15 protein-coding genes and 2 pseudogenes are annotated in these 21,073 nt (G+C 64.1%); 6 read left to right on the forward strand and 11 right to left on the reverse strand.

The window, feature by feature from the left end; all coding sequences use genetic code 11:
- Positions 1-159: 159 nt before the first annotated feature.
- From HAV18_RS20455 to HAV18_RS20480, 7 genes and pseudogenes are all read right to left on the reverse strand, one after another.
- Positions 160-1,368, reverse strand: a complete 1,209-nt coding sequence (locus HAV18_RS20455) for a hypothetical protein (RefSeq protein ID WP_166959074.1) — start codon at positions 1,366-1,368, stop codon at positions 160-162.
- Between the two features lie 29 nt (positions 1,369-1,397).
- The gene (locus HAV18_RS20460) at positions 1,398-2,081 is read right to left on the reverse strand and encodes a hypothetical protein (RefSeq protein ID WP_243771735.1); all 684 of its coding nucleotides are present in this window, start codon (positions 2,079-2,081) and stop codon (positions 1,398-1,400) included.
- Between the two features lie 19 nt (positions 2,082-2,100).
- On the reverse strand, positions 2,101-2,856 hold the full coding sequence (locus tag HAV18_RS40045) for a hypothetical protein (RefSeq protein ID WP_243771736.1): 756 nt from the start codon (positions 2,854-2,856) through the stop codon (positions 2,101-2,103).
- A 498-nt stretch (positions 2,857-3,354) separates the two neighbouring features.
- Positions 3,355-3,507, reverse strand: a pseudogene (locus HAV18_RS40400) (double zinc ribbon domain-containing protein); the annotation flags it as partial.
- Positions 3,508-5,076: 1,569 nt separating this feature from the next.
- Positions 5,077-6,201, reverse strand: a complete 1,125-nt coding sequence (locus HAV18_RS20470) for a D-isomer specific 2-hydroxyacid dehydrogenase family protein (RefSeq protein WP_166959080.1) — start codon at positions 6,199-6,201, stop codon at positions 5,077-5,079.
- On the reverse strand, positions 6,198-6,605 hold the full coding sequence (locus HAV18_RS20475; protein WP_166959082.1) for a hypothetical protein: 408 nt from the start codon (positions 6,603-6,605) through the stop codon (positions 6,198-6,200). Before HAV18_RS20475 ends, HAV18_RS20470 begins: the two co-directional genes overlap by 4 nt.
- A complete protein-coding gene (locus tag HAV18_RS20480; RefSeq protein WP_166959084.1) occupies positions 6,602-6,841 on the reverse strand; it encodes a hypothetical protein in 240 nt (79 codons plus the stop codon). Before HAV18_RS20480 ends, HAV18_RS20475 begins: the two co-directional genes overlap by 4 nt.
- A gap of 783 nt (positions 6,842-7,624) precedes the next feature.
- Between HAV18_RS20480 and HAV18_RS20485 the strand changes: the two genes are divergently transcribed.
- The 3 genes from HAV18_RS20485 to HAV18_RS20495 all read left to right on the forward strand — a co-directional run bounded on the left by HAV18_RS20485 (position 7,625) and on the right by HAV18_RS20495 (position 12,760).
- Complete coding sequence (locus HAV18_RS20485) at positions 7,625-10,141, forward strand: phosphoenolpyruvate carboxylase (RefSeq protein WP_166959086.1); 2,517 nt, start codon at positions 7,625-7,627, stop codon at positions 10,139-10,141.
- A gap of 115 nt (positions 10,142-10,256) precedes the next feature.
- Positions 10,257-11,714, forward strand: coding sequence for a DHA2 family efflux MFS transporter permease subunit (locus tag HAV18_RS20490; protein WP_166959088.1), 1,458 nt, complete (start codon positions 10,257-10,259; stop codon positions 11,712-11,714).
- A gap of 26 nt (positions 11,715-11,740) precedes the next feature.
- A complete protein-coding gene (locus HAV18_RS20495; protein WP_166959090.1) occupies positions 11,741-12,760 on the forward strand; it encodes a 3-keto-5-aminohexanoate cleavage protein in 1,020 nt (339 codons plus the stop codon).
- A gap of 421 nt (positions 12,761-13,181) precedes the next feature.
- Here HAV18_RS20495 and HAV18_RS40205 read toward each other — a convergent pair whose 3' ends face one another.
- Together HAV18_RS40205 and HAV18_RS20500 are read right to left on the reverse strand one after the other, a co-directional pair.
- Positions 13,182-13,307: a hypothetical protein gene (locus HAV18_RS40205; protein ID WP_279573937.1), complete on the reverse strand. Its 126-nt coding sequence runs from the start codon at positions 13,305-13,307 to the stop codon at positions 13,182-13,184.
- A 242-nt stretch (positions 13,308-13,549) separates the two neighbouring features.
- A complete protein-coding gene (locus HAV18_RS20500) occupies positions 13,550-14,104 on the reverse strand; it encodes an alpha/beta hydrolase (RefSeq protein ID WP_243771737.1) in 555 nt (184 codons plus the stop codon).
- A gap of 282 nt (positions 14,105-14,386) precedes the next feature.
- Here HAV18_RS20500 and HAV18_RS20505 point away from each other — a divergent pair, with 282 nt between their 5' ends.
- Positions 14,387-15,346, forward strand: coding sequence for a hypothetical protein (locus HAV18_RS20505; protein WP_347814778.1), 960 nt, complete (start codon positions 14,387-14,389; stop codon positions 15,344-15,346).
- Positions 15,347-15,541: 195 nt separating this feature from the next.
- On the forward strand, positions 15,542-16,651 hold the full coding sequence (locus HAV18_RS20510) for a DNA alkylation repair protein (RefSeq protein ID WP_166959093.1): 1,110 nt from the start codon (positions 15,542-15,544) through the stop codon (positions 16,649-16,651).
- A 214-nt stretch (positions 16,652-16,865) separates the two neighbouring features.
- Here HAV18_RS20510 and HAV18_RS20515 read toward each other — a convergent pair.
- Positions 16,866-16,985, reverse strand: a pseudogene (locus HAV18_RS20515) (ABC transporter substrate-binding protein); the annotation flags it as partial.
- 425 nt (positions 16,986-17,410) lie between these two features.
- Entirely contained in the window at positions 17,411-19,159 is a 1,749-nt protein-coding gene (locus tag HAV18_RS20520) for a cholesterol oxidase substrate-binding domain-containing protein (RefSeq protein WP_166959094.1), read from the reverse strand.
- A 908-nt stretch (positions 19,160-20,067) separates the two neighbouring features.
- Between HAV18_RS20520 and HAV18_RS20525 the strand changes: the two genes are divergently transcribed.
- Positions 20,068-20,901, forward strand: a complete 834-nt coding sequence (locus tag HAV18_RS20525; RefSeq protein ID WP_166959095.1) for a response regulator transcription factor — start codon at positions 20,068-20,070, stop codon at positions 20,899-20,901.
- The last annotated feature ends 172 nt before the right edge of the window (positions 20,902-21,073 follow it).

Here is a 21,073-nt window from a genome sequence, read left to right on the forward strand (position 1 = left end):
GCACGGCCGCGTTGCACGACTGAAGTCGTACGAGAGCCCGCGGCGCAGGCCGGGAACGGCTACGTCAGGCGCCGGAGCGTGCCTGTCGTTTGCGCGAGGCCCGCGGCCCGCGGCAATACCTGACCGCGGGCCGCGCGTTGATCCGCGATCATGCAGCCGTCACGCGTGACGACGCGCCCCGCATTCGCCGCAGAACAGGTCGTCGGCGGCCATCGGCTTGTGACATTGCGCACACGCTGCGGCTTCGTCCGCAGCGGGCGACCCCGTATCCGGCGTCGGCAGCGAAGCCGTGCCCGTCGCGCCGGCCGTGTGCGAATCGCGAGCCTTCGCGAGGTGATCGGCGGCGCGCTCGCGTGCCTGTTCGGCGTGGCGTTTTGCGTCCGCGACGTGCTGGCTCAGTTTCTCTTCGGCCGCGGAGAAATCGACGCCGCTGACCGTCTGCAGATAGATGAGGCACGTGCCGTTGACGAAGGTCAGGAACGGAATCACGAGGCCGATCGCGAACAGCAGGCCGTTGCCGAAGCCGTACGCGCCCAGATAGGCCATGCTGCGGTAGTCGAATCCGCCCAGGCCGCCGAGCCCGCCCTCCGCTGCATCCGCGCCGAGGCCGTAGGCGCCGGCGTGCCGGCCGAGGCCGCCCAGGCCGCCGAGCGAGCCCATCAGGCCGCCCAACGGGCTGGTGCCGGTTGCCGCCGAGATCGACGACGCGATCGCGGCGCCCGTGCCGAGAATGCCGAATACGATCGCGGACAGGACGCCGACGAGCAGCAGCAGCCCGAACATCCTGACGATCACGCCGAGCAACTGGCGGCGGCCGATCTGCAGCAGGCGCGCGGCGGTCTGCAGCGTCGAGTTGCCCTGCCAGATGGCGGGCGCGGCAAGCGGATAGCCGACGTACCACATGCCGGCGAAGATTGCGCCCGCGACGATCGCCGCGATCGGATACGCGATCGCATACAGCAGCGGGCCGAGGCCCGGGATCTTGCAGACCAGGAACACGATCAGCAGCGCGAGCAGAAACAGTATCCAGCCGACCGCGAGCAGCACGCCGATCCCGAGAAGGCGGTGGACGGTGAACGTCGCTTGCAGCAGCGCGTCGACGAATCCGACCGGCTCGCCCTGCGCATCGCGCATCAGCACGATGCCGACCGCCGAATAGCCGATCAGCGAGATCGCGAAGGTCGCGATGATGAACAGCAGGCCGAGCACGGGGCTGTGACGGAGTACCTGGATCGTGAGCATGGCCATCAGCATGCTGGCGACGATCGCGAAAGCGCACATCGCGAGTGCGCGCCAGTTCGTGACCGCCTCGGCAGCGCGCAGTAGTCCGAACTTCCCCGACACGGGGGCTTGATCGAGCGTTGACATCGTTGAATCTCCTTGCAGGTGCGGGCCGGTCAGTGTGCGGTGGGGGCGTCGAGCAGCGCGACGACGGTGACGCCGTCGACCTGCGCGAGCTGGATGCTGGACTGCCGGACCGAGCCCGGCTTGCCGTTCAGGTAGACCTGGCTTTTCAGCGTGTAGGTGCCTTGCGGCGCACCCGACGGCAGTTTCAGCGTGAAGCTGTTGTCGAATTCGCCGCTGCCCGGCGCCGCGTTGACGACCTTCTCGCCACGCTTGAACTGCTCGCCCGACGGTGCATAAACGGTCACGACTTCCTTGACCTCCTGGACGGGTTCGTTCGTGCCGGACACCGCGCGAATCTGCGAGGCCAGCTTGATCGGCTCGCCGGTCTTGACGGCAGAGCGCGGCGTCACGACCGTGGTGTAGGCGTCGATCTTCGCGTAGGGCGGCAGGTTGTTGCGGTTGTTCGCGCGGTAATCGCGATCGACTTCGGCCGCCGTCTTCGTTTGCCGCGTCGCGACTTCGATCACGGCGCATGCGGCGAGCCCGGCAACCGCGCCGCCGATCGCGCCCTTGGTGCCGCCGATCAGCGCACCGACCAGTGCGCCGCCGGCGCCGAGCGCCGTACAGCGCAGCACGGATTCGGACGAGATCCCGCCGGCCCCGTTCTGGGTGGCGCAGCCGCTGGCGAGCAGGGTTACCGCGCAGGCCGCGGCGAGGGTTTTCTGGATGGTCATGTCGGTGTTCTCCGGCGCTTCATTCAAGTGTGCTGTTGTTGCGCAGTGCATCCATCTGCCGCGCCTTCGCCTTGTCGATGAGCGTCTTCGCCGGACGGTTGCCGGGCTCGATCGCAAGGACGCTTTCCGCTGTCGCGACGGCCTTGTCGTACTGGCCGCGCGACAGGTCGCCCTGCGCGCGTTTCAGCAGGCCGTCGACGGCGGGCGATGCAGGGTTGGCCGCCGTAGAGGGGCGCACGGGCGGTGTAGGGCGCGGCTTGCTGCGCGATGCGTCCGCAACGGCGGCAGGTGCAGGCGGCGCGGGCGTGTCGTCCTGCAGTTTCGCGAAGGGCGACGTTTGCTGTGCGTTCGCAGAGGCCGGCGCCGTGTTCGACGACGGTGCTGTCGCGGGTGCGGAAGCCGTCGCGACATTCGTGACGACGGCCGGGCCCGACGCGGGCGAGGTCGTGGCTGCGGCGGCGGTGGCCGTATCGATCGGCGCGGACGCTGGTGCGTCGGCCGGCGTCGTCGCAACGACCGCGCTGGCGGTGACGGAGCTCGCGTCTGCAATGTCGGATGCGGCGTTGGCCGTGACGGCCGGAACCGCGGATGCGACGACGGGTTCGGGCGTTGCGGGTGTGCTCGCCTGGCGGCCGTGCCACCAGAATGCGCCGCCCGCGCAGGCGACGGCGACCGCGACGCCCGCTGCAATGATCTTGAGTTTTGCCGACGGATCGTCGTTCGTCGTCGCGGGCTGTGTGATCGGCCGGGGTACCGCGTCGGATTCCGGACGCATGGGTTCGGCCGACGCCGGCGGGGTATCGGCATCCGGTACGTCTTGAGATTCGGCAACTGCTTCGACGGCGTTCATTTCGTCGGCGGAGAGCGCCGCGTCGATGCTTGCCGATGCACCCGCAGGCCCGGACTGCACATCGGTGACGACGGGCGCGACATGCGATGCAGCGGCCGCGTTGCCTCGATGGTCCGCCGCTGCCGTGTGCGTGGCGTTTGCCGCAGTGTCGTGCGATTGCAGCGGTGCGCTCGCGCGACCAGATTCCGGATCGGCGATGCTCGCGACGTGCGGGATTTCATTCGGGGTGGTGTTCGCCGCCGGTGATTCGACGTCGATATCCGTTTGCGCACTTTGTGCGTTTGCGATGCCGTGCGCGGGCTCGTGAGCCGATTCCGCGGCCGCGTATGCGGGTTGCCGTGCCGACTCGGCCGGCGGCGCGGGCACATCGATGTCGATCGCGCCAACGTCGTTCGCGGATGCGACGGGCGTCCCGCACTTGTTGCAGAAACGCTGGTTTGGCGTCAGAAGGGCATGGCAGCCCCGGCATGGTGTGCCGGCCGCTTCGTTACGGGTGGCCGCAACCGGTGTTCCGCATTGCCTGCAGAACTTGAGACCGCCGGGCAGATCGGTCCCGCAGTGGGTACACGCAGTCATAATTCAGTAATCCTCTTCGTTTTGTCGATCGACGTGAGGGTGCCGTGCGGGCATGCGCACGTTTGTCGAATCGCGGGATGGCGGCGTACCGGACGCGTGCTACGAAGGCGCGCGACGCGGAACGGGCCGCTCAGCGCGGGATATCAGTCGGAATCGGGACGGCCGCACAGGAAGTGCGGCGTAGAGAAGAAGAGATCCGGCCGACGTGAATTGGCACGTACGGCCCAACGGATCCGGATGCCCCGGTATTGAATGGCGAGTTCAAGCTTTCCCCGTTTCAGTCGCCAGGTTGAATCCGGCAGACTGTTTTCATTATTTCGATTGATAATACAAATGGTCTTATGCAGCGGATATTACACTGAAATTACAAGGTTTTGCCATCCGCCAATCGTGTGACGGGGCGTGCTGTCGTACGCAAAACTGACCGGATGCGCCGATCGTGACGAGGCGGCTGCAACGAGATCCTGCGTCGATCGGAGGGCGCGGCAGGTTGCGTGGCCGCTGGCCTTGCGCCCGGTGCTCGACTGACAGATGCTGACCGGTAGTTCGCGTCCGACCGCAAGTGGCGTGTCGATCAACGACCGACATTGACCCGAGGAACGCCCTGGCCGTGCCGCAGCCGGCGCCCGCGATGTCGCAGGGCCCGCGCATCACCGTCATCCAACCTGCTGTTCGCCGCGCGCATCGCGAGCGCCAGACCGTGCGCCGGGCGTGGCAGGCGGCAAGTTCGTCCCGGCGCACGTAACTTCACCGACTGACTGCGCGTGATAGACGAAGCCCGCGACCTCGGCGCTCGTCATCGCCCGGCCGCTGTAGGCACGCTCGGGTTTGCCGCGGGCCCCGGGGGATATTGTGGTCCTTCGGAATGGCCTCCAGTACCGCTGGCCGCGGCGTCAAGCAGGTCCGGGCGGCCAGCCGCTCGCGCAGCGCGGGGCGGCCGGGCTTCGGCATGTCCGGGCAGGCAGCAGCGCACGGTTTTCATCTTCATGTCGATGCCGACGGCAGGGCGCGCGTCTAACCCGGTGCGTGATGAAGTCCTCCACAGCGTGCCGTTCGGCATCGTACGTGGGCAGCGGACATGTGCCCACGGGCCCGCCCTTCATGAAGTTCGACGCGGTGTTGATGTATTTGGCGACCTACATGGACATCGACGCTTCGCAGAGGGTTTCCACGAACAACTACGGGCGGAAATCCGTCGCGACCGCGCCATACGCGGAGTAGGCATCGCGTTCTTCCTCGATCGGACCGGCTCATCGAAGCCTTTCGCTGGCGCGAAGGCGTTGGGAAGTTTCTCCCCGTGCGACCGCCCGAAGCCCTTCTCGCAGATACGCCAGGGTGCTGCCTGCGGCCGAGGTGCCGGACAGGATCGGTCGCGAGTGCCGGGGCGTTGCAACAGGCGAAGCGTTTCCTGGGTAATCGCAGGTGCTCCGAGTACCCGCCGGGATCACGCGCATTCTGATCGACGACGAGACTTCGGACGGGCATCGGCCTCGATGCCGATGTACCGGAGCGCGCTGTATGGGATCGGCGTGACGGTGGGGTGGCATAAGCCGCACGCGGCGGGCGGCGTCAATGCGAGAACGGTAGTGACGCCTCCGGCCGTGCCTGCGGGTTCACGATCGATGCACCGGCGCGGCCCACGAGCACTGTCGCGGCGTTCTCGACGGCCTGCCGTGCCGCCGAGCGTATCGCGCTTCCTGTCGTGCCGGCAATGTGCGGGCTCAGCAAGGCTCTGTCGATCCCGACAAGCGGCGACGAGAACCGTGTCTTTTCCAGCGCGAAGGTATCGATCGCGGCACCGGCAATCGGGCTGTCCGGGCTGGACAGGGCATCCGCGAGGGCTTGTTCATCCACTAGGCCGCCGCGCGCCGTATTGATGAGAACTGCGCCGTGCTTCATGCAGTCCAGTTCACGTGTGCCAATCAGATGGCGCGTCGCCGCGGTCAGCGGCGCATGCAGCGACACGACGTCGGCGTCCTCGAGCAACGCGTCGAGCGTTTCCTTGCGCTCGATGTGAAGCGTGGCTGCCAGTTCCTCCGTGAAGCGCGGAGAACCGTATCCGATTACGCGCATGCCGAGCAGTTGTGCTTTAGCGGCAAACCGGCGAGCGATGTTGCCGATGCCGACCAACCCGAGCGTGAGGTCCGGCATTTCGGACGCAACCGGGCCCGCATTCGATTTCGCCCAGACGCCGCCGTGGCTCGCGGTGTCGTAGGCGACGATCCGGCGTGTCAGCGCCAGCATCTGGCCGAGCGCAAACTCCGCGACGGCGTTGGCGTTGGAGCCGGGTGTATTGGTGACGAGCACGCGTTGCCGGGTGGCCGCGGCGATGTCGATGTGGTCGACGCCGACGCCGGCCTGGCTGATCACCGAAAGCGGGTGCCGCAACGTGTGTGCGGTGGCGCCCTCGATCAGCGCGCGGTCGATCGGCACATTGGCGCGCGTTTTCAACACCGCGTGACCGATGCCGTCCTGGATCAGGGCATCAAGCACCGACGCCGGCTCGAAAGCGTCGAAATCGGCGTAGGACAGCCGCTCTCCATAGTGCTGCCGGACGGCGTCTCGCTCCGGCACGTTTCTCAGGTTCAACGTGACGACGAATCCGTGGTCGAGGAACGCATTCATCTCGTCGAAGAGCAGCGGCCCGGGCGATGCATCGACCACGAGCGCGCGAGCAAGGAAGGATGCAGTCATGGGTGTTGTCCGAGCGGGGCGTCAACGATCAGATTCGCGTCGAGTGCGCGAATACGCCGGTCGACGAAGTAACCGCCGCCTTCCATATAGCGGAGAAATACGCGACTGCATGCGACGCATTCGGAAACCGTGCAGCGGTTGTATGGAAAGTAGCGTGGTGCGATCGGGGCCGTCTCGGACCAGTAACGCGTGCCGGCAGGATGAAACTCGGCGTAGGACGCCTCCTCCGGATCTCCGTCGATCAGGGTTCCGATGTCGCGCAACTGGGTGTCCGGCAACGAAAGCGGCATGCTTTGCCAGCCTGCGGCCACAGTCCCCCGGCATGTGCACGGATGGCCCGAATCTGGTGCGCGCGTCGCCAGCCGATCGAGATCGGTGCTCGTCAGAAGAGGGAGGGCCGTCATACGGAACTCATTCCGTCGCTCAGATAGCCGCGGAGCAGGGCCTCGATGACATCCGTTTCCGTCACGCGGCTCCCCTGCAATACGGATTGCTGTACCGCGTACAGCTTCAGTTTCTGGGCAAGGTCGTATGGCAGCCGGAAATTCTTTTGCACCATCGTCGTCGACATCTTCCGTCCTGACGAGTCGATCGGTTTAGAGGAGAGTATCGGTGCAGCAATATCACGTTCGAGATTCACGTTTTGGCCCCGTAAAAAATGAATCGATTCCAATGGATTTGGTGCGCTTTCATTTCATATTGCTTTCAATTGGAGATTGTCCGGGAGGGCTTGCACTGAAATGGTGCCCTCTCTGTTGTATGTGGAAAAACTGCAGGTCAGTCGACGATCGTGCGGATAAATCGTATTGGGGATGGTGGCTTCTGTCAATTGCGCGGTGCTTTATATCAAATCCAATAGTCGATATGAAGAGGATTCGGGCGTTGTTCCGACGCCTGGTGTGGGCTCGGAATGAAATGACGGGGCGAATATGGCTGCCGCTCTCTCCGGTCGAGCCGGTTGTCCGTCGGAGTGCGGCGATGGGCTTGGTACGGAAGTGTCGTAAAGCACCAGGGAAGGGATTATCGATGGCGGCTGTCCGTGTCCCCTGAACGCTCGTCGTTCGCTAATTTCACGATTAATTTATAGATTAATAAATTTATATATTGATATATAGATATATATTGTTTTGCAAAATTTGTGGAGTTAATTTTTCCCGTGTGTTAGTTTTCCCTTAATGGTTTTTACGCGGTGGGGTGCCGAATAAATTCGGCTCGGGATGGAAGCTATTTAAACGGGTGAATCATGACTGCTGACAATTTGCAGCTCCAAGGGTATTTCTGCGACGATTTGTCGATTGAACATATCGTCAAGCCGCGAGAGATGTTTGCGCGGCTATGGTTTGCGTTCGAGGAAATCGTGAGAAGCGACGAGAGAAATATTCATTGCCGACGGGCGCTTCAGGATATTCGAGCATTTGATTTCTTGCGCGGCAAGAATGCGCAGCTCGTCGAACAGGTTGGCCGTGATTTCTTCACGCTGAAGGAACCCGACGAGCGCCGCACGCTGGTGAAAGCGCTGCTCGTCAAGCAACTTCTCACCGAGGTCGCGTTGCGAGCATCGGTCGTGCTGCACGACAGTGGCCAAGCGGATGCCGATTCGCCCGGTGTGCCGGGCGACTGGGCAAGGGCGCCGGAGAGCGTGCGGTTGAACCTCGGCATTCTCAGCAAGGAAACCGAGCAGCTCCGTTTCGGCGTGGTAAAGGCGTTGCAGGCACTGGAAACGCTGGTCGAGCGCGAGGCGCCCGCCGCGGCTGTCGACGTGGCGTTGCGCGAGCTCTGGGACGCCGTATGGGACGAGGTCGACGGTACCGATACCGATTTCCAGATTCTCTACGCGCATTGCCTCTACGATCACCTGCCGCGCGCGACGCGCGAATTGCGCGAGCGGCTGGAGGCGGCAGCCGGCAAGCCGGTCGAACTCGGTGCGTGGCTTCATCCGTTTACCTGGCTCCATGCGGACAAGGACGGAAGGCCATACGACACGAACGCACACACGGCCAGGCTCGTCCTGGCGATGGAGGATGCGGTGCGCGGACGCTATCACGAAGATCTCGCGGCCCTGCTCGATGCCTATCCAGGTGATGCGAGCCTCGGCGAGGCGCTGCGGCGGCTGGATCGTGCCGAATCCGATGCCTTCGAGGAACCGGCCGAACTGTTGCGGCTCGTCGAGGATTCGCGTGCACGCGGCGACGCGCGCTTCGATGCCCTCGTGCTGCGAATCAACACGTTCGGTTTCTTCTTCGCGAAGCTCGAGTTCAGGGAGAACGCGGGGATGTTCGATGCGGTGCTCGACGAGATTGTCGCGCCGGAGGTGGTTGGCGCTACGCTCGGGTGCGCGCCGGGTCGTTACGCGGCGCTCGATACGCGCGACAAGGTTCGTCTGCTCACGGATCTGCAGGACGGGAGCAGCGAGCGGCGTCCGGCCGCGATCTGGCAGGCATATCGGCAGAAGACCGACGCCGAATTCGATGCGAAGCGGCAGCAGTATCAACATGGCGACTATCTCGAGCTGCTGAAGGCCGACCCGGCTTACATTCGAATGTTCGATGCGCGCACGACGGTCGAGCGTTTCGAAATGATCCGGGACGGCGTCGAGCGCATGCCGATCCACGGCATCGCCGAATCGGACGGCATCGACGGTCCGCTCGCTGTCCTGTTTTTTATGGAAGTTGCCGGTCTGCGTAACGGCATCGACGTCGCGCTGCAACCCGAGGACATCCACGGCGCGGAGACGACGCTCGCGAATATTCGCGAGCTTTACGAGAATCCCGTCTACAAGACCCATCTGCGGTTGCGTGGCGCAAGGCAGTACATCACGTTCGGGCCGAGCGACACGGGCAAGCAGGGTGGCAAGGCGATGCACAAGGCCAATATGCGGATCGCGAATCTGCATCAGGCCATCGCCGCCGAGCACGGGGTGGAGGCGGTGCTTCATGTCATCCTCGGCCACGAGCACGCGCGCTGCAACGGTCCGGTCGACGAGGCGATGCGCGAATACGGCGCGCTCGACAGCGGGGAAACGCGTTTCATGATGGCCGGTTGCGCAGAAATGCGAAGTCATCTGTTGACGCCCGAACGAACCGTCGATTGCCTGAAGTCGTTGTTCAACATGCATCTCGATGCACGTCGATCACACGCGTCTCCTGCCGAACTCGAACGCGAGCGAGGATTCTGGACGAGCATCGTGCACCGTTACCAGAAGACCTTCTTCGCGCATCCGGCGCTGCCGAATCTGCTGAAAGTGCTGGCTCGTTTCGATGTCGTCGGCGCGACTGCGAAAGGCACGCGGCCGCCGTCGCGGATCTTCAACATCCAGAACTTCGAATCACGCCCGGACGCGATTCGGGCGATACCCTGGACGCGCGCGCTGCTCGTCGGCGGCATTCACAGCGAACTGATCGGCGCCGGAATGCTGGCCGACGAATCGCCCGCACGTCTGGCGAACACGTGCCGCGCGAATCGGTCGTTCGGCGCCTACGTGAAGAACATTGCCTATGCGCTCGCCCGCACGGACATGGATTGCGCGTGGCTCACGGTGCTCGGCGAAATCCCGGGCCGCGAAGCCGTCGAACGATGGAGCGCGGAGCTGGGCGAGGGAATCGACGAGCCGGCACATCGAATGCTCGCGGCGCTCCATGTCGAGGTCGTGCGCGCGAAGCGCTTCGTCTACAAGGCGCTCAACGGCCACGAACCTTATGACGACGCGTGGAGCCTCGCCGCGATCACACTGCTCGCCCCTTGGCCGGGGCTCCAGCAGGAAGTGGCGTGGAAGGAGGACAACCTGCGCATCTACCGGCTGCTGTTAGCTTACTTGCGCCGCGCTCCGGGCTTCCTGCGTTCCGATGCCGTACACGATTTCTATAGCGGATTGCTCGCGGCCGCCAATACGGACACGGGCATCATGCATCCGCACGCCGTCGACGCCATGGGCTGGTATTGACGCGCCTTCGGCGTCCGTCGCGATCGGCCACGCCGCCGCCCGTCGCTCGTGGGGAACGAGCGGATTCGCGGGCGGTACATTTCACGTCGCAACGCTTTCTCCGGAGATACGCGTAGTGAACCAACAGGATACTGGCCGCAATGGAGCCGCCCCGGGGGTATTGTCGCGGCATGCGCGACTTGTCCCGTTCGTCGTCGCGTGTGCGTTCTTCATGGAGCAGCTCGACAGCAGCGTCCTGTCGACAGTACTGCCCGTGATCGCCGCCGATTTCGCGATGACACCGCTGCGGTTGAATCTTGCGATCACGAGCTATCTCCTGAGCGTAGCGGTGTTTATTCCGGCAAGCGGTTGGGTGGCCGATCGGTTCGGAACGCGAAAGGTTTTCTGTGCTTCGTGCGTACTGTTCACCCTCGGCTCGGTCGCATGCGGAGCGGCGCACACGCTGCCTGAACTCGTCGCCGCCCGGATCGTGCAGGGTGCCGGCGGCGCGCTGGCCATTCCGGTCGGCCGGCTCATCCTGCTGCGAGCATTTCCGGCGTCGCAGTACATCCGTGCGATGAGCTACGTCACCATCCCGGCGCTGGTCGGCCCGGTCGTCGGGCCGCTGGTCGGCGGTGCGATCGCGACTTATGCATCATGGCGATGCATCTTCTACATCAATTTGCCGGTCGGACTCGCTGGCGCCATCCTGGCATGGCGTTACCTCGACGACGAACCGGGAAGGCCGCGCGAGCCGCTCGACTTCCCCGGCTTCGTGCTGTGTGCGGCGGGACTCGGCGCACTGCAGACGGGGTTCGAGTCGGTACATCGCCACGCCGGCAATTCGCCGGCAACGGCCGGGGTGCCGGTCGCCGCGTTTCTCGCGGCGGCGGCCTGCATGGTGCTCTATGCACGGCATATGCCGCGACATGCGAATCCCATCGTCGACCTGCGCCTGTTCCGCGAGCGCGGTTTCCGGATCGGGACGCTGGCGGGTGGCTTGTGCCGCGTGAGCCTCGGGGCGACACCGTTCCTGTTGCCGCTCTACCTGCAAACCGGCTTCGGGCTTTCGCCAATCGAATCGGGTTCGTTGACGTTCCTGATCGCCGCCGGGTCGATCGGACTCAAGACGACCGTGACGATCATCAGCGCGCGGTTCGGCTTGCGCAGCATTCTGTGTGCGAACGGTGTGCTGCTGGGCGCACTGACGATGAGCCTGTCGGCGCTCTCTTCAGTGACAGCGCACTGGATCCTTGCATTGCTCTTCTGCGTCTACGGTTTTTTGCGTTCGTTGCAGTTCACCACGATGAATGCGCTTGCCTATGCCGACCTGCCGCACGCGATGCAGAGTCAGGGGACGACACTCGGCGGCATCGCCCAACAGCTGTTTCCGAGTTTCGGCGTCGCCGTGGCAACGACGTTGCTGTCGGCGCTTGCTGGGGACCACGGCCTTCCCGGCCCGCGCGACTTCTCCGTCGTTTTTCTGGTACTCGGCCTGTTTCCCGTCGTCGCCGCCGTCTGGTTCGCACGCCTTGCCGCCAGCGACGGCGCGGCAGCGAGCGGACATCGACGCACGGCGTCGTCGCCTTCGTAAAACCTACCCAACCGGAGAACAGGAACATGAGCAAGCAATTGCATCTCTACATCGCGTCGATCGGTTCGAAATGGCGTCGCGACGCCTCGGCTGTCGTGCCGCACGGGCTGCCTGCGTTACCGTACACCGTCGACGAGGCGCTCGAGGATGTGGCGGCCTGCCACGCGCTCGGTGCCCGGTTTTTCCACGTGCATTCGCGTGGCGAAAATGGCGAGCATGTTGCCGACCCGGCGTGGTATCAGGCATTTGCACGTGAATTCCGGCAGCGGTTTCCGGACGCACGTATCTGTTTTGCGACCAGCCGCTCCGGCGAGGTGATCGACCAGATCCGGGCGAAGGAGAGCGTGTTGCGGGAACAGCTCGACGAAGCCGATGCCAGGCTCGACGCCGAAGGTGTCCGGCTCGCGTGCGTTGCATCGGACGATCCGGTCGAACTTCCGGACCTGTTGACGGCGTTTACCGCGACCGAAGTCCGCATCTATGCCGAGGATGCGGAGATCGGGCACGTTGCCGAGGCGCGCAGTGCGCGGATCACGCGCGATTTCTATCATCGTCTCGTCGCGGTGGCCACGGCGAAACGCGTGCTTCAGGAAATCGAGATCACGACGCCGCAGAGCATCGACGTGATCGAGAGACTGCAGCACGAGTCGTTCCTGCGTGCTCCGGTCAGCATTGTTCTGTTGCCGGGCTTTACGCGGTCGTTTCCGTTCGTTCCGGAACAGCTCGCCGAGATCGTGCGGCGTGCGCGCCGCGTGATCGAACGCAACGAAGGTGGCGGCATGCTCACGCTCGGCTGCGTATTGCCGCCAGCGACGCCCGGCGCCGACGGTGAACGCGAGCGATTTGTCCGCTTCGCGGTCGAGCATCCGCATATCGATGCGATCCGCATCGGGCTCGAGGACGCTCCGTATCTTGACGGCAAGCCGGCAAGCAATCGCGAGATCGTGCTCAGGACGCTGGCGCTGATCGAGCGAAGCGGCGGCACGATCCGTATCGGGACCGAAGCACTGCCGTACACGTCGGCCGCTTCGACTGCCGCCGCGTAACGCCGGGAACGAGCACGGGGCGTGACATGCTGAACGCTGTTGTGTTGTCGGCGGAATCGTCGCCGCCACGCTGCCGTGCAATCCAGGCGTACTTCACGCCGGGACCTTCCGGCAGTAGCCGAGCGATTTTCTGGGGAATGTCGCGCACCGTCGTGACTCGCTTCAGTTCGCGCGGAAGGCGCCGAACTTCGGGCAGTGCCTCCGCGCGCAGCGGTTTGCTGACGTCCATTTCCATCGCGCCGTCGTGCGCCGGCCCGACCCGGCGGCAATCCGTAATCGCCAATGTCGTGATCGTACGCAATCCGTATCGCGCTCTACGCCGGTTGGCCTGCCACGACATCCGCGGTCGATGCGCTGGCCGCGTTGCCCGAATAACGGAGGGTGTCGAGATGCCATACGCCCGAATTACGTTGCATGACGGTCAATCGGTCGACTGGTAGGCGGCGATTGCGACAGGCCTGCAGAATGCGCCCGAGCAAACGTTCGAGTTACCGGCGGGGACTGTTTCCACGTCTTTCAGCAGCGCCGGCAGGGCGAGTTCGTCCATGGCCGGGACGGATTCAGCGCTACGACCATCGGCGGTCCCGCCGGGCGGTGAGAATGAAGGCACCGGCCGAGGCATTCGCTTTAGCGGCTTAACCGCTGCGCGATTTGCTGAATCATTACCTCGGGCCGATTCGCCCGCGATACGTCGCATGTGCGCGCCGGGTGATCGCGCGAATATCCCCGCTGGGACCTTGCGTCACGAAACCGAATCGGGAAGGTGGTCGTCGAGAACCGCCATGAACGCTACGCGAGATCGGCCAGGAACCGGCCAAAGAGAACCAGGCCCTGGGGCCACATCCCCAATTTTTCGGAGGCGCCGATATGGCCGAGCCGACCGGCGTTGATGAATCGTGAACCCCATGCGTCGGCAAACTGTCGTGCGCGTTCAACAGATACGTGCGGATCGTTGCTGCTGGCAACGACCATCGACGGGAACGGCAGCGTCTGGAGTGCCGTTGGCGTGAAACCGGTAATAGCCGGATTCGCCAATGCAGCGTCCGTGTCCCGGTCGGTTGGTGCGACCAGAAAGGCACCGGCCACTAGCGCGCTCTTTTCCGTCAGTGCCCATCGGGTTGCCAGCGATGTTCCGAGACTATGGGCAGCGAGAATCACCGGGCGCGTGCGTTGCGCCACCTGACCGGACAGGCGCTTCGCCCACGCTTCGTAGTCGGCCTTCGCCCAGTCATCCTGGACGACCCGCTGCATCGACGGAAAGGCCAGCTCCCAATGGCTTTGCCAGTTGTCCGGACCGGAGTTTTGCCAACCCGGGAGTGTGAGGATGTCGAACGCGTCGGTCAACACGGTGACTCCTTGCAGTGAACATTGGCCGTATTGTCGGTCGCACCCGATACCCCGGAAAGAGACAGACTGGTTCAAAGCGGCTGACCTGTACTGGTCACGCGTCAATACGGATTCCGGCGTAATGCACGTTGACCGTGCGAGACCGGACGCAGTGCGGCGTTGGCTCGCGTATGTCGAGATCGATGTATTTCCCGGACGACATGTCGACCATCGCGGGAATAAACGGGCCTGCTTCCCGGTATGTCGATCACGCACCGGAGGCATCGAGAGGAGGCGCCAATGCACTACAGGGAGCGACAGGCCCGGGACGCGGCGGGCCGGGCGCAGCGAGATCGCGAGGGCGCCCTGAACGTGGGCGAGGCCCAACGGTCATCGGGGTTGCAGGAGGGCGCCGGCATGCGCCCGCCGCGGCGCAATCGTGCACCGCGTCCCGCACCGCACACGCATGGCCCCGATGCCGGTCCACCGGCGTCGGCGCATGACCGGATGCGCAAGACCGCGCGAAGGCTGCAGCTCGGGTCCGGCATCCTGCTGTGGCTCTATATTTCCATTCACATGGTCAATCACGCGCTCGGCATCTGGTCGATCGATATCGCCGAGCGCGGGCTGCACCTGGCGATCGGGCTCTGGCAAAGCGTGCCCGGAACGATCGTGCTGTACGGCGCGGCCGGCCTGCATTTCGCGCTGGCGATCCGCACCATTTACGGCCGCCGGCACTGGTCGCTACCGCCCGCTGAGTGGCTGCGTCTCTGGGCGGGACTCAGCCTGCCCATGCTGTTGATCCGCCATGTGGTCGGGACCCGTGTGGCGACCTCGTTCTACGGGTTCGAGCCGAACTACGAACGGGTCATCGTGTCGCTCCTCACGAGCGGCACGCAGGGGCTGCAGATCGCGCTGCTCGCACCGGGGTGGGTCCACGGCAGTCTCGGGTTGTGGTTTCATCTGCGCCGGCATGCGTTGTTTCGTCGCGCGAGGTTCGTGCTGCTGGCCATGCTCGTCCTGCTGCCCGTGCTGTCGGCGGCGGGCTTCGTGCAGATGACGCGCGCGATCGTGCCGGAAAGTCTTGCCGTACCGGCGCCCGATGCGGCGCTGGTTGCGCATCGCGCCGCGCTCGACAGCTGGCGGCATCTCCTCGTCGCCGGTTATCTGGCGCTGATTGCGATTGCCTTCGCCGGCGGTCAGTTGCGAAACCGGCTCTGGGGCGGTGGTTCGCACGATCCATTCCGTGAGCCGCGGTAAGAACCAACGCATGAATACCGCACGCCCGCTCGCGGTTCGCCATCCGCGCGCGTCGGCTGCACCGGCACCGGCACCGGCACCGGCATCGGCGCAAGCCGGCCACGCGAAGTCTGCTGACAGAGTCTGGCAGGAGCTTCGGCGATACTGTGCGCTTTCGCACCCGATGATCCGCGGCGCATGTCGGATCCCCTCGCCATGACAACCACTCAAGTTCCCGTCCCGCTGAAGGAATCGCTGGGGAAGCAGCAATTCCACGCGCTGTCCGACGTGCTGCATTCGATCGAGCCTGCCTTCGACCGGCCGGCATTTCTGGCGACGGCGCTCGACGGCCTCGACGGCTTGACGCTGATGGAGCGCGTCAGGCGCGCCAGTGTCGCGATCGACACGGGCGCACGACCGCTACCGGGCGGGTACGATGCCGTGCTGGCCTTGTTGGAGGAGGCAGCGCCTCGATTGGGCCGGGGTTTCATATCGCTGATCGCCCCCGATTACGTCGGGCAGTACGGTCGTCACGCCTTCGACCGTTCGATGGCCGCGCTGAAATACTTCACGCCGTTCGGCACGTCGGAATTCGCGGTGCGCGAATTCCTGCGCATCGACCAGGCGCGGGCGCTCGCAACGATGGAAGCCTGGTCGCAGGATGCGGACGATGCCGTACGCCGGCTGGCAAGCGAGGGAAGTCGCCCGCGTCTGCCCTGGTCGTTCCGGCTCCGTGAGATCGAGGCCGACCCGGCGCTGGCCGCGCGGATTCTCGACAACCTTCGCTCGGACTCGAGCGCGTATGTGCGCCGCTCGGTCGCGAATCACCTGAACGATGTGGCGAAGACGCATCCGGCGTGGGTGCTCGATCGGGCCGAACGATGGGGCGGCGACCATCCGCATACGCGATGGATCGTCCGTCATGCGCTCCGCACGCTCGTGAAGCAGGGCGATGCGCGAGCGCTCGCGATACTGGGTGCCGACAGTGCGCCGCGTCTGGAAATCGGCCCGTTCGACGTGACGCCCGCGCAGGTAGTGCTCGGCGAGTCGATCACGCTTGCCTGCGAGCTGCAATCGACGGCCGAAGCCGCGCAGCGGCTCGTCGTCGATTACCGTATCGCGTATGTGAAGCAGAATGGCGACGCGTCGCCGAAGGTGTTCAAGCTGAAGGGGCTGACGCTCGAACCCGGCCAGCGCATCACGCTGCGGCATAGTCGCCTGATGCGCGATTTCACGACGCGCCGGCACTATGCGGGCCGGCATGAGGTCGAGCTGATCGTCAATGGCCAGGTCGTTGCGCGATCGTTTTTCGAGCTCGCCGTGTGAGTGGGGGGCGGGCTCGGTGGAAGTTGCCATGTGCGTTCCAGCGCGAGGGCGACCGAGTCGACAGAGTTCTGTCTCGTTGTCGCGAGTAGCCAATTGCTTGACTCGGCCGTGTACCGCCGCTTCCATCGGCAATACGTCCGCCCTGATATCTGCAGTCGCCGAACCGGATCAACCACCGGCATACCCGGCTCGGCCTGCAAGCGTGCCGCTATGGTCAATGCAGCCCGCTGAAGCGTGGATCAATATACGCATCGACGTCCTGAGACTGCTTGTACACGCCATTGCGCACGTTGAACGCATTCGCGTTTCGCGTCGAGCCATAGATCGAATTGACGGATGTGTCGGACAACGTCGAGTAGACCGGGATGGGCAGGGCCGAATGATCGTTGCGGGCCTGGCCGCGGGGTGATGTGGCCAGCACATCGACTGGAATGAAAATGGCCGACAGTGGTGTATGTAACCGTGAGCGCTGTCTCCGACGTCGGCGAGTCGCTACGACCGCGAAATTGTTCCGTGCAATCCGCATACCTCGCCCGCAGATGCCCGTGCGCGGGTGTCAGGTGATGGAATCAGGATCCGGACAACAGCGGACCCTCGTCAACCACCTTACCCCCGTCGACTACAAGGCCGGGTCGATCGCCGCATGAGGCGCCGTACGTGAAATCGAGGCAGGGTCGCGACTGTCCAGCCACGATTGGCGTTCAAGCGAACGCCATCGGCACAATCCACGAATTTCGACTCCGGCATCCGCCGGGATCGCTACGGCATCAACCGATCCAGCAGCGGCGACCGGAAGATCCGGTTCGGGTCGTAGCGTTCGAGGGTCGCGCGCGCCGCATCCCACGTGCTCTGCGCCGGCTGTCCTTCACGATGCAGGTTCGGAATCGTGCTGGTGAGCATCGTGTCGTCTTGCCAGGCAGCTGTATCGGTGTAGCCCCAACCCTTCGACCATTCGGGGCGAAGCGTCGCATACGAACCGGTGTAGTTCGAGAGCATCCATTGCTCGATCTCGCGATAGAAGCGATCGGCAGACGGCGTGCCCGGTAACGTCAGAATATCGAACCACACGGCGACGTCCCAATCCGGCCGGTCGGGGCGCGGCTTGAGTGCGGACAGGGTGGGCACGGCTGCGCCGGCGCCGACATCGGCCGGCTTGTCGAGACCGGTGATACGGATTTCGACGGGACCGTTCATCGGATACTCGCCACGCGCCTTGTACGTGTCGACGCGGTTCTGATAGAACTGCACGAATTCGCTGATCACGCGTTGCACGTCGGCGCGCCGCGCCAGTACCGCGTAGCCGTTCGCGGTGACGCGCAGCGTCGTCGGTCGAATGTACTGCAGCACGGTGCGCGACCAGCCCCAGATATCCCCGCTAAGCGTGAGCGCGAGACCGGCGGCCGTGATGGCCAATTGCGTCTGGCCGAACAGCGGCGTCAATGCGCCTTCGCCGCCGATCACGATCCGTTTGACGAGGTCCGAGATGGACTGCGGGATCGAATCGGAGAACGGATAGTTGTACGGCTGCGTGACGGCGCGCGACAGGAACGGTTTGCTGGGCGTCGGCGTCCAGACCTTAAGCCACGGGCTGGAGGTGAACGGGAACCAGATGGCTTCCACCCGGCCCGCACGATCGAGATACGACGCGATCGTGCGGCCCGATGTGCCGGCCGGCGCAAACAGTTCGGATGCCGGAATGTCAACGTAGCTCTGGCAGCGTAGCCGCTGGTTCGGGCCCGCCGTCAGCGTGACTTCGACGACGAACGCCCGCCCGATGTGCGTGAGGAACGCGCCGATCTCGGGATCGCTGCGCTCGAACCGGCGCAGCACGTATTGCTGCCGGGCCGGATCGTACACGACCGCGGTGAGCGCGACCACGAGGTTGCTCAGTGAGCCGTAGGTGTGGCCCGGTTGCAAGGTTTCACCGGCCGCCGGCACGGCAGTGCCATGTGCATCGATCGCGAGCGCACCGCCGAGCGTGATGTCGCCTGGCGCAGGCGCGGCAATCACGCCGAGGCCATACTGCTCGAGCGTCGCGAGCAACGACTCCAGCGAGATGCCCGTTTGGGCGGTGACGCGCGCCGGACGTGCCGACGTGTCGACGGAGACGGCCGTCAGCGACTTCGTCGTATCGAGCAGCACCAGGTTCGCGGCACCGGCGGCCGGATCCAGCGTCAGCGGCGACCAGTTGTGCATGTACCCGCGCGGGCGGATCCGGTAGCCGTTCGCGCGCGCCCAGTTGACCGCCGCGACGACGTCGTCGGCAGAGCGCGGCGCGGCGGTCCATACGTCCTGCACCGCGATTTCGCCGCTCCAGTTCTGGAACGCCTGCTTGTAAAGCGGGATATCGGCCGGGAAGCCGGGCGGCGTCGCGTCAGCGGTCCGCGCGTTGGCCGCAATCTGGTAGAGCGGCGTCCAGCCGGTGACGACGCCTGCGGCCGCGAGCTTCGCCATATCGGCGAGGAAAGCGCGGCGCGACGCAGGTTCGTCTCGGAAGTCTTGACTCATGGTGTGCTCCAGTTTTTTCGGAATGGTTTTGACAATCGGAAAGACGACTGATGACGCGTTGATACCGGGATGCGGCAATTCGAACAGCAGCGATGCGAGGTAAAGCGTTGGCCGGTCAGGATTGAAAAGGCGACCGGTTCGGCGATTCGCGGACGCGCATCACCGCGGACCTCTGGAAGGAAATCCAGAAGTTGCCCGGTTTCTTATTCAACTGGCGCCGGCCTGTCCTGTCGGCAGGCGAGTAGGGGAATTCGACTGAATATCGCGTGACGAAGCGCTAGCCGCGACGATCAATAAAGGACGATTGCGCGTGAATATTTATTCTCATGTTTCACATTTTTAAATAAAATCACTCGCAATTTAAGATCGGTTGATGATTCACCCCTTGCAGCGCCGAAATGGTATCAATCTGTTCGATGTGTGACAAGCGGCGCTCGATGCCAAAAGCATGGTGGAGAACGAATAATCCTGGATGAAATCCACCCCAGCTTCTCTCGAACGATGTTTCGCAAACGGAACTGAAACAGAAACTAAAGCTCCCGCGCGCAATGCATGGCTGGATTGTTGCGAAATATCGTGGCAAATAATGGCGAATCTATTCATTCAAAACTGGTACATCAATCGATTTCAGTTTTGTTGAACGAAGCGCCTGAAGAAAATATCCAATTGACTGCAAAATATCTTAAATCGTAGATATCATACGCAGCTAGGGTATTCGTGCATCAAATCAATGAGAGGAATCGTTTCGACGTTTTTTGTTGCGTTTTATTCGGTAAACACGCCAAGAGCGCGCTTTTATTCCGCCACACTCAATGACTGAAATAAATGTTCCAGCTTATGGCAGGGTTCGCCAGCAATCGTCAATCCCTGCGCCGCCGTCCTCAAGCACGCACAACAAGGAGAGTCAGATGGTCGCGATCTTCGCGAAGCTCGGGAAGGTGATTTCGAGCGCCGGCAGTGAGCGGTTCGCATCCGACATGCATGCATTGCTGGTCGGATCGATTCCGGTCGCAACCACCAGGATGACGGAATGGACGCTCGATGAGCCGGCGGGCGAAGTGGTCCACGTGGAATCGCTCGGTGCGTTCGGCGCGACGCGCGACGACGGACGCGGCGGCGCACCGGTCGCGCACGGCGAGCGGGAACCGGCGACGCATCCACTGCGGAACCGGATCGTGGCCGCTTGCGACCGGCAGCTCATTCACGTCGATCCGCTGATGCGGCGCGGCAACGGCGGCGAGGTCGTGCCGCCGCGTGGGGCGGGCGTGGGATTCCAGTGCCACCTCGTGTCGCGCAAGGCGAATCGCCGCTACGTGATCTCGTTGCATCGTGCGGCGTCGCATGACGACTTTTCGTTGCAGGAGATGTCGTTCCTGAGAAATTTCGCCGATACGCTGCTGCCGCTCGTCGAGTGGCATGCATCGACGCGGCGGCAGGGCGTGCGCGAAAGCGGGACGCCGCGCGGTGCGATGGCGCTCGGGTCGGGTGTCGAGGCGCTGCGCCACGAGTTTGAATCGCGGCTTGCGCGCGCCTCGGTCGTGCTGTCGGCGCGCGAAAGCGAAGTGTGTCTCGGCCTGCTCGCGGGCAAGATGCTGCGCGAAATGGCCGGCGAGCTCGGCGTCAAGGAGAGCACGGTCGAGACGTACATCAAGCGTGCCGCGGTGAAGCTCGGCATCAGCGGCCGGCACGGGCTCACGAAATGGATGATCGACAATTGCGTGCCGTGCGCATCGGCGGCATGACGCCGCTTCCTTTCGCGAATCGGATCGCGGTCCCGGCTTCGGCTGCTTCATCGACCCTCTGTTCAACTCTGTCGGAAGACGCCTGACGAGGCGTTGAAGCTGCGCTCGCGCGCGCCGCGCGCCGACATGATCCGAACATCGTGCCGCTCATCCATTTGTCGCGGATATCCGG

It is taken from the genome of Burkholderia sp. D-99, assembly GCF_011605345.1.
Lineage (GTDB): Bacteria > Pseudomonadota > Gammaproteobacteria > Burkholderiales > Burkholderiaceae > Burkholderia.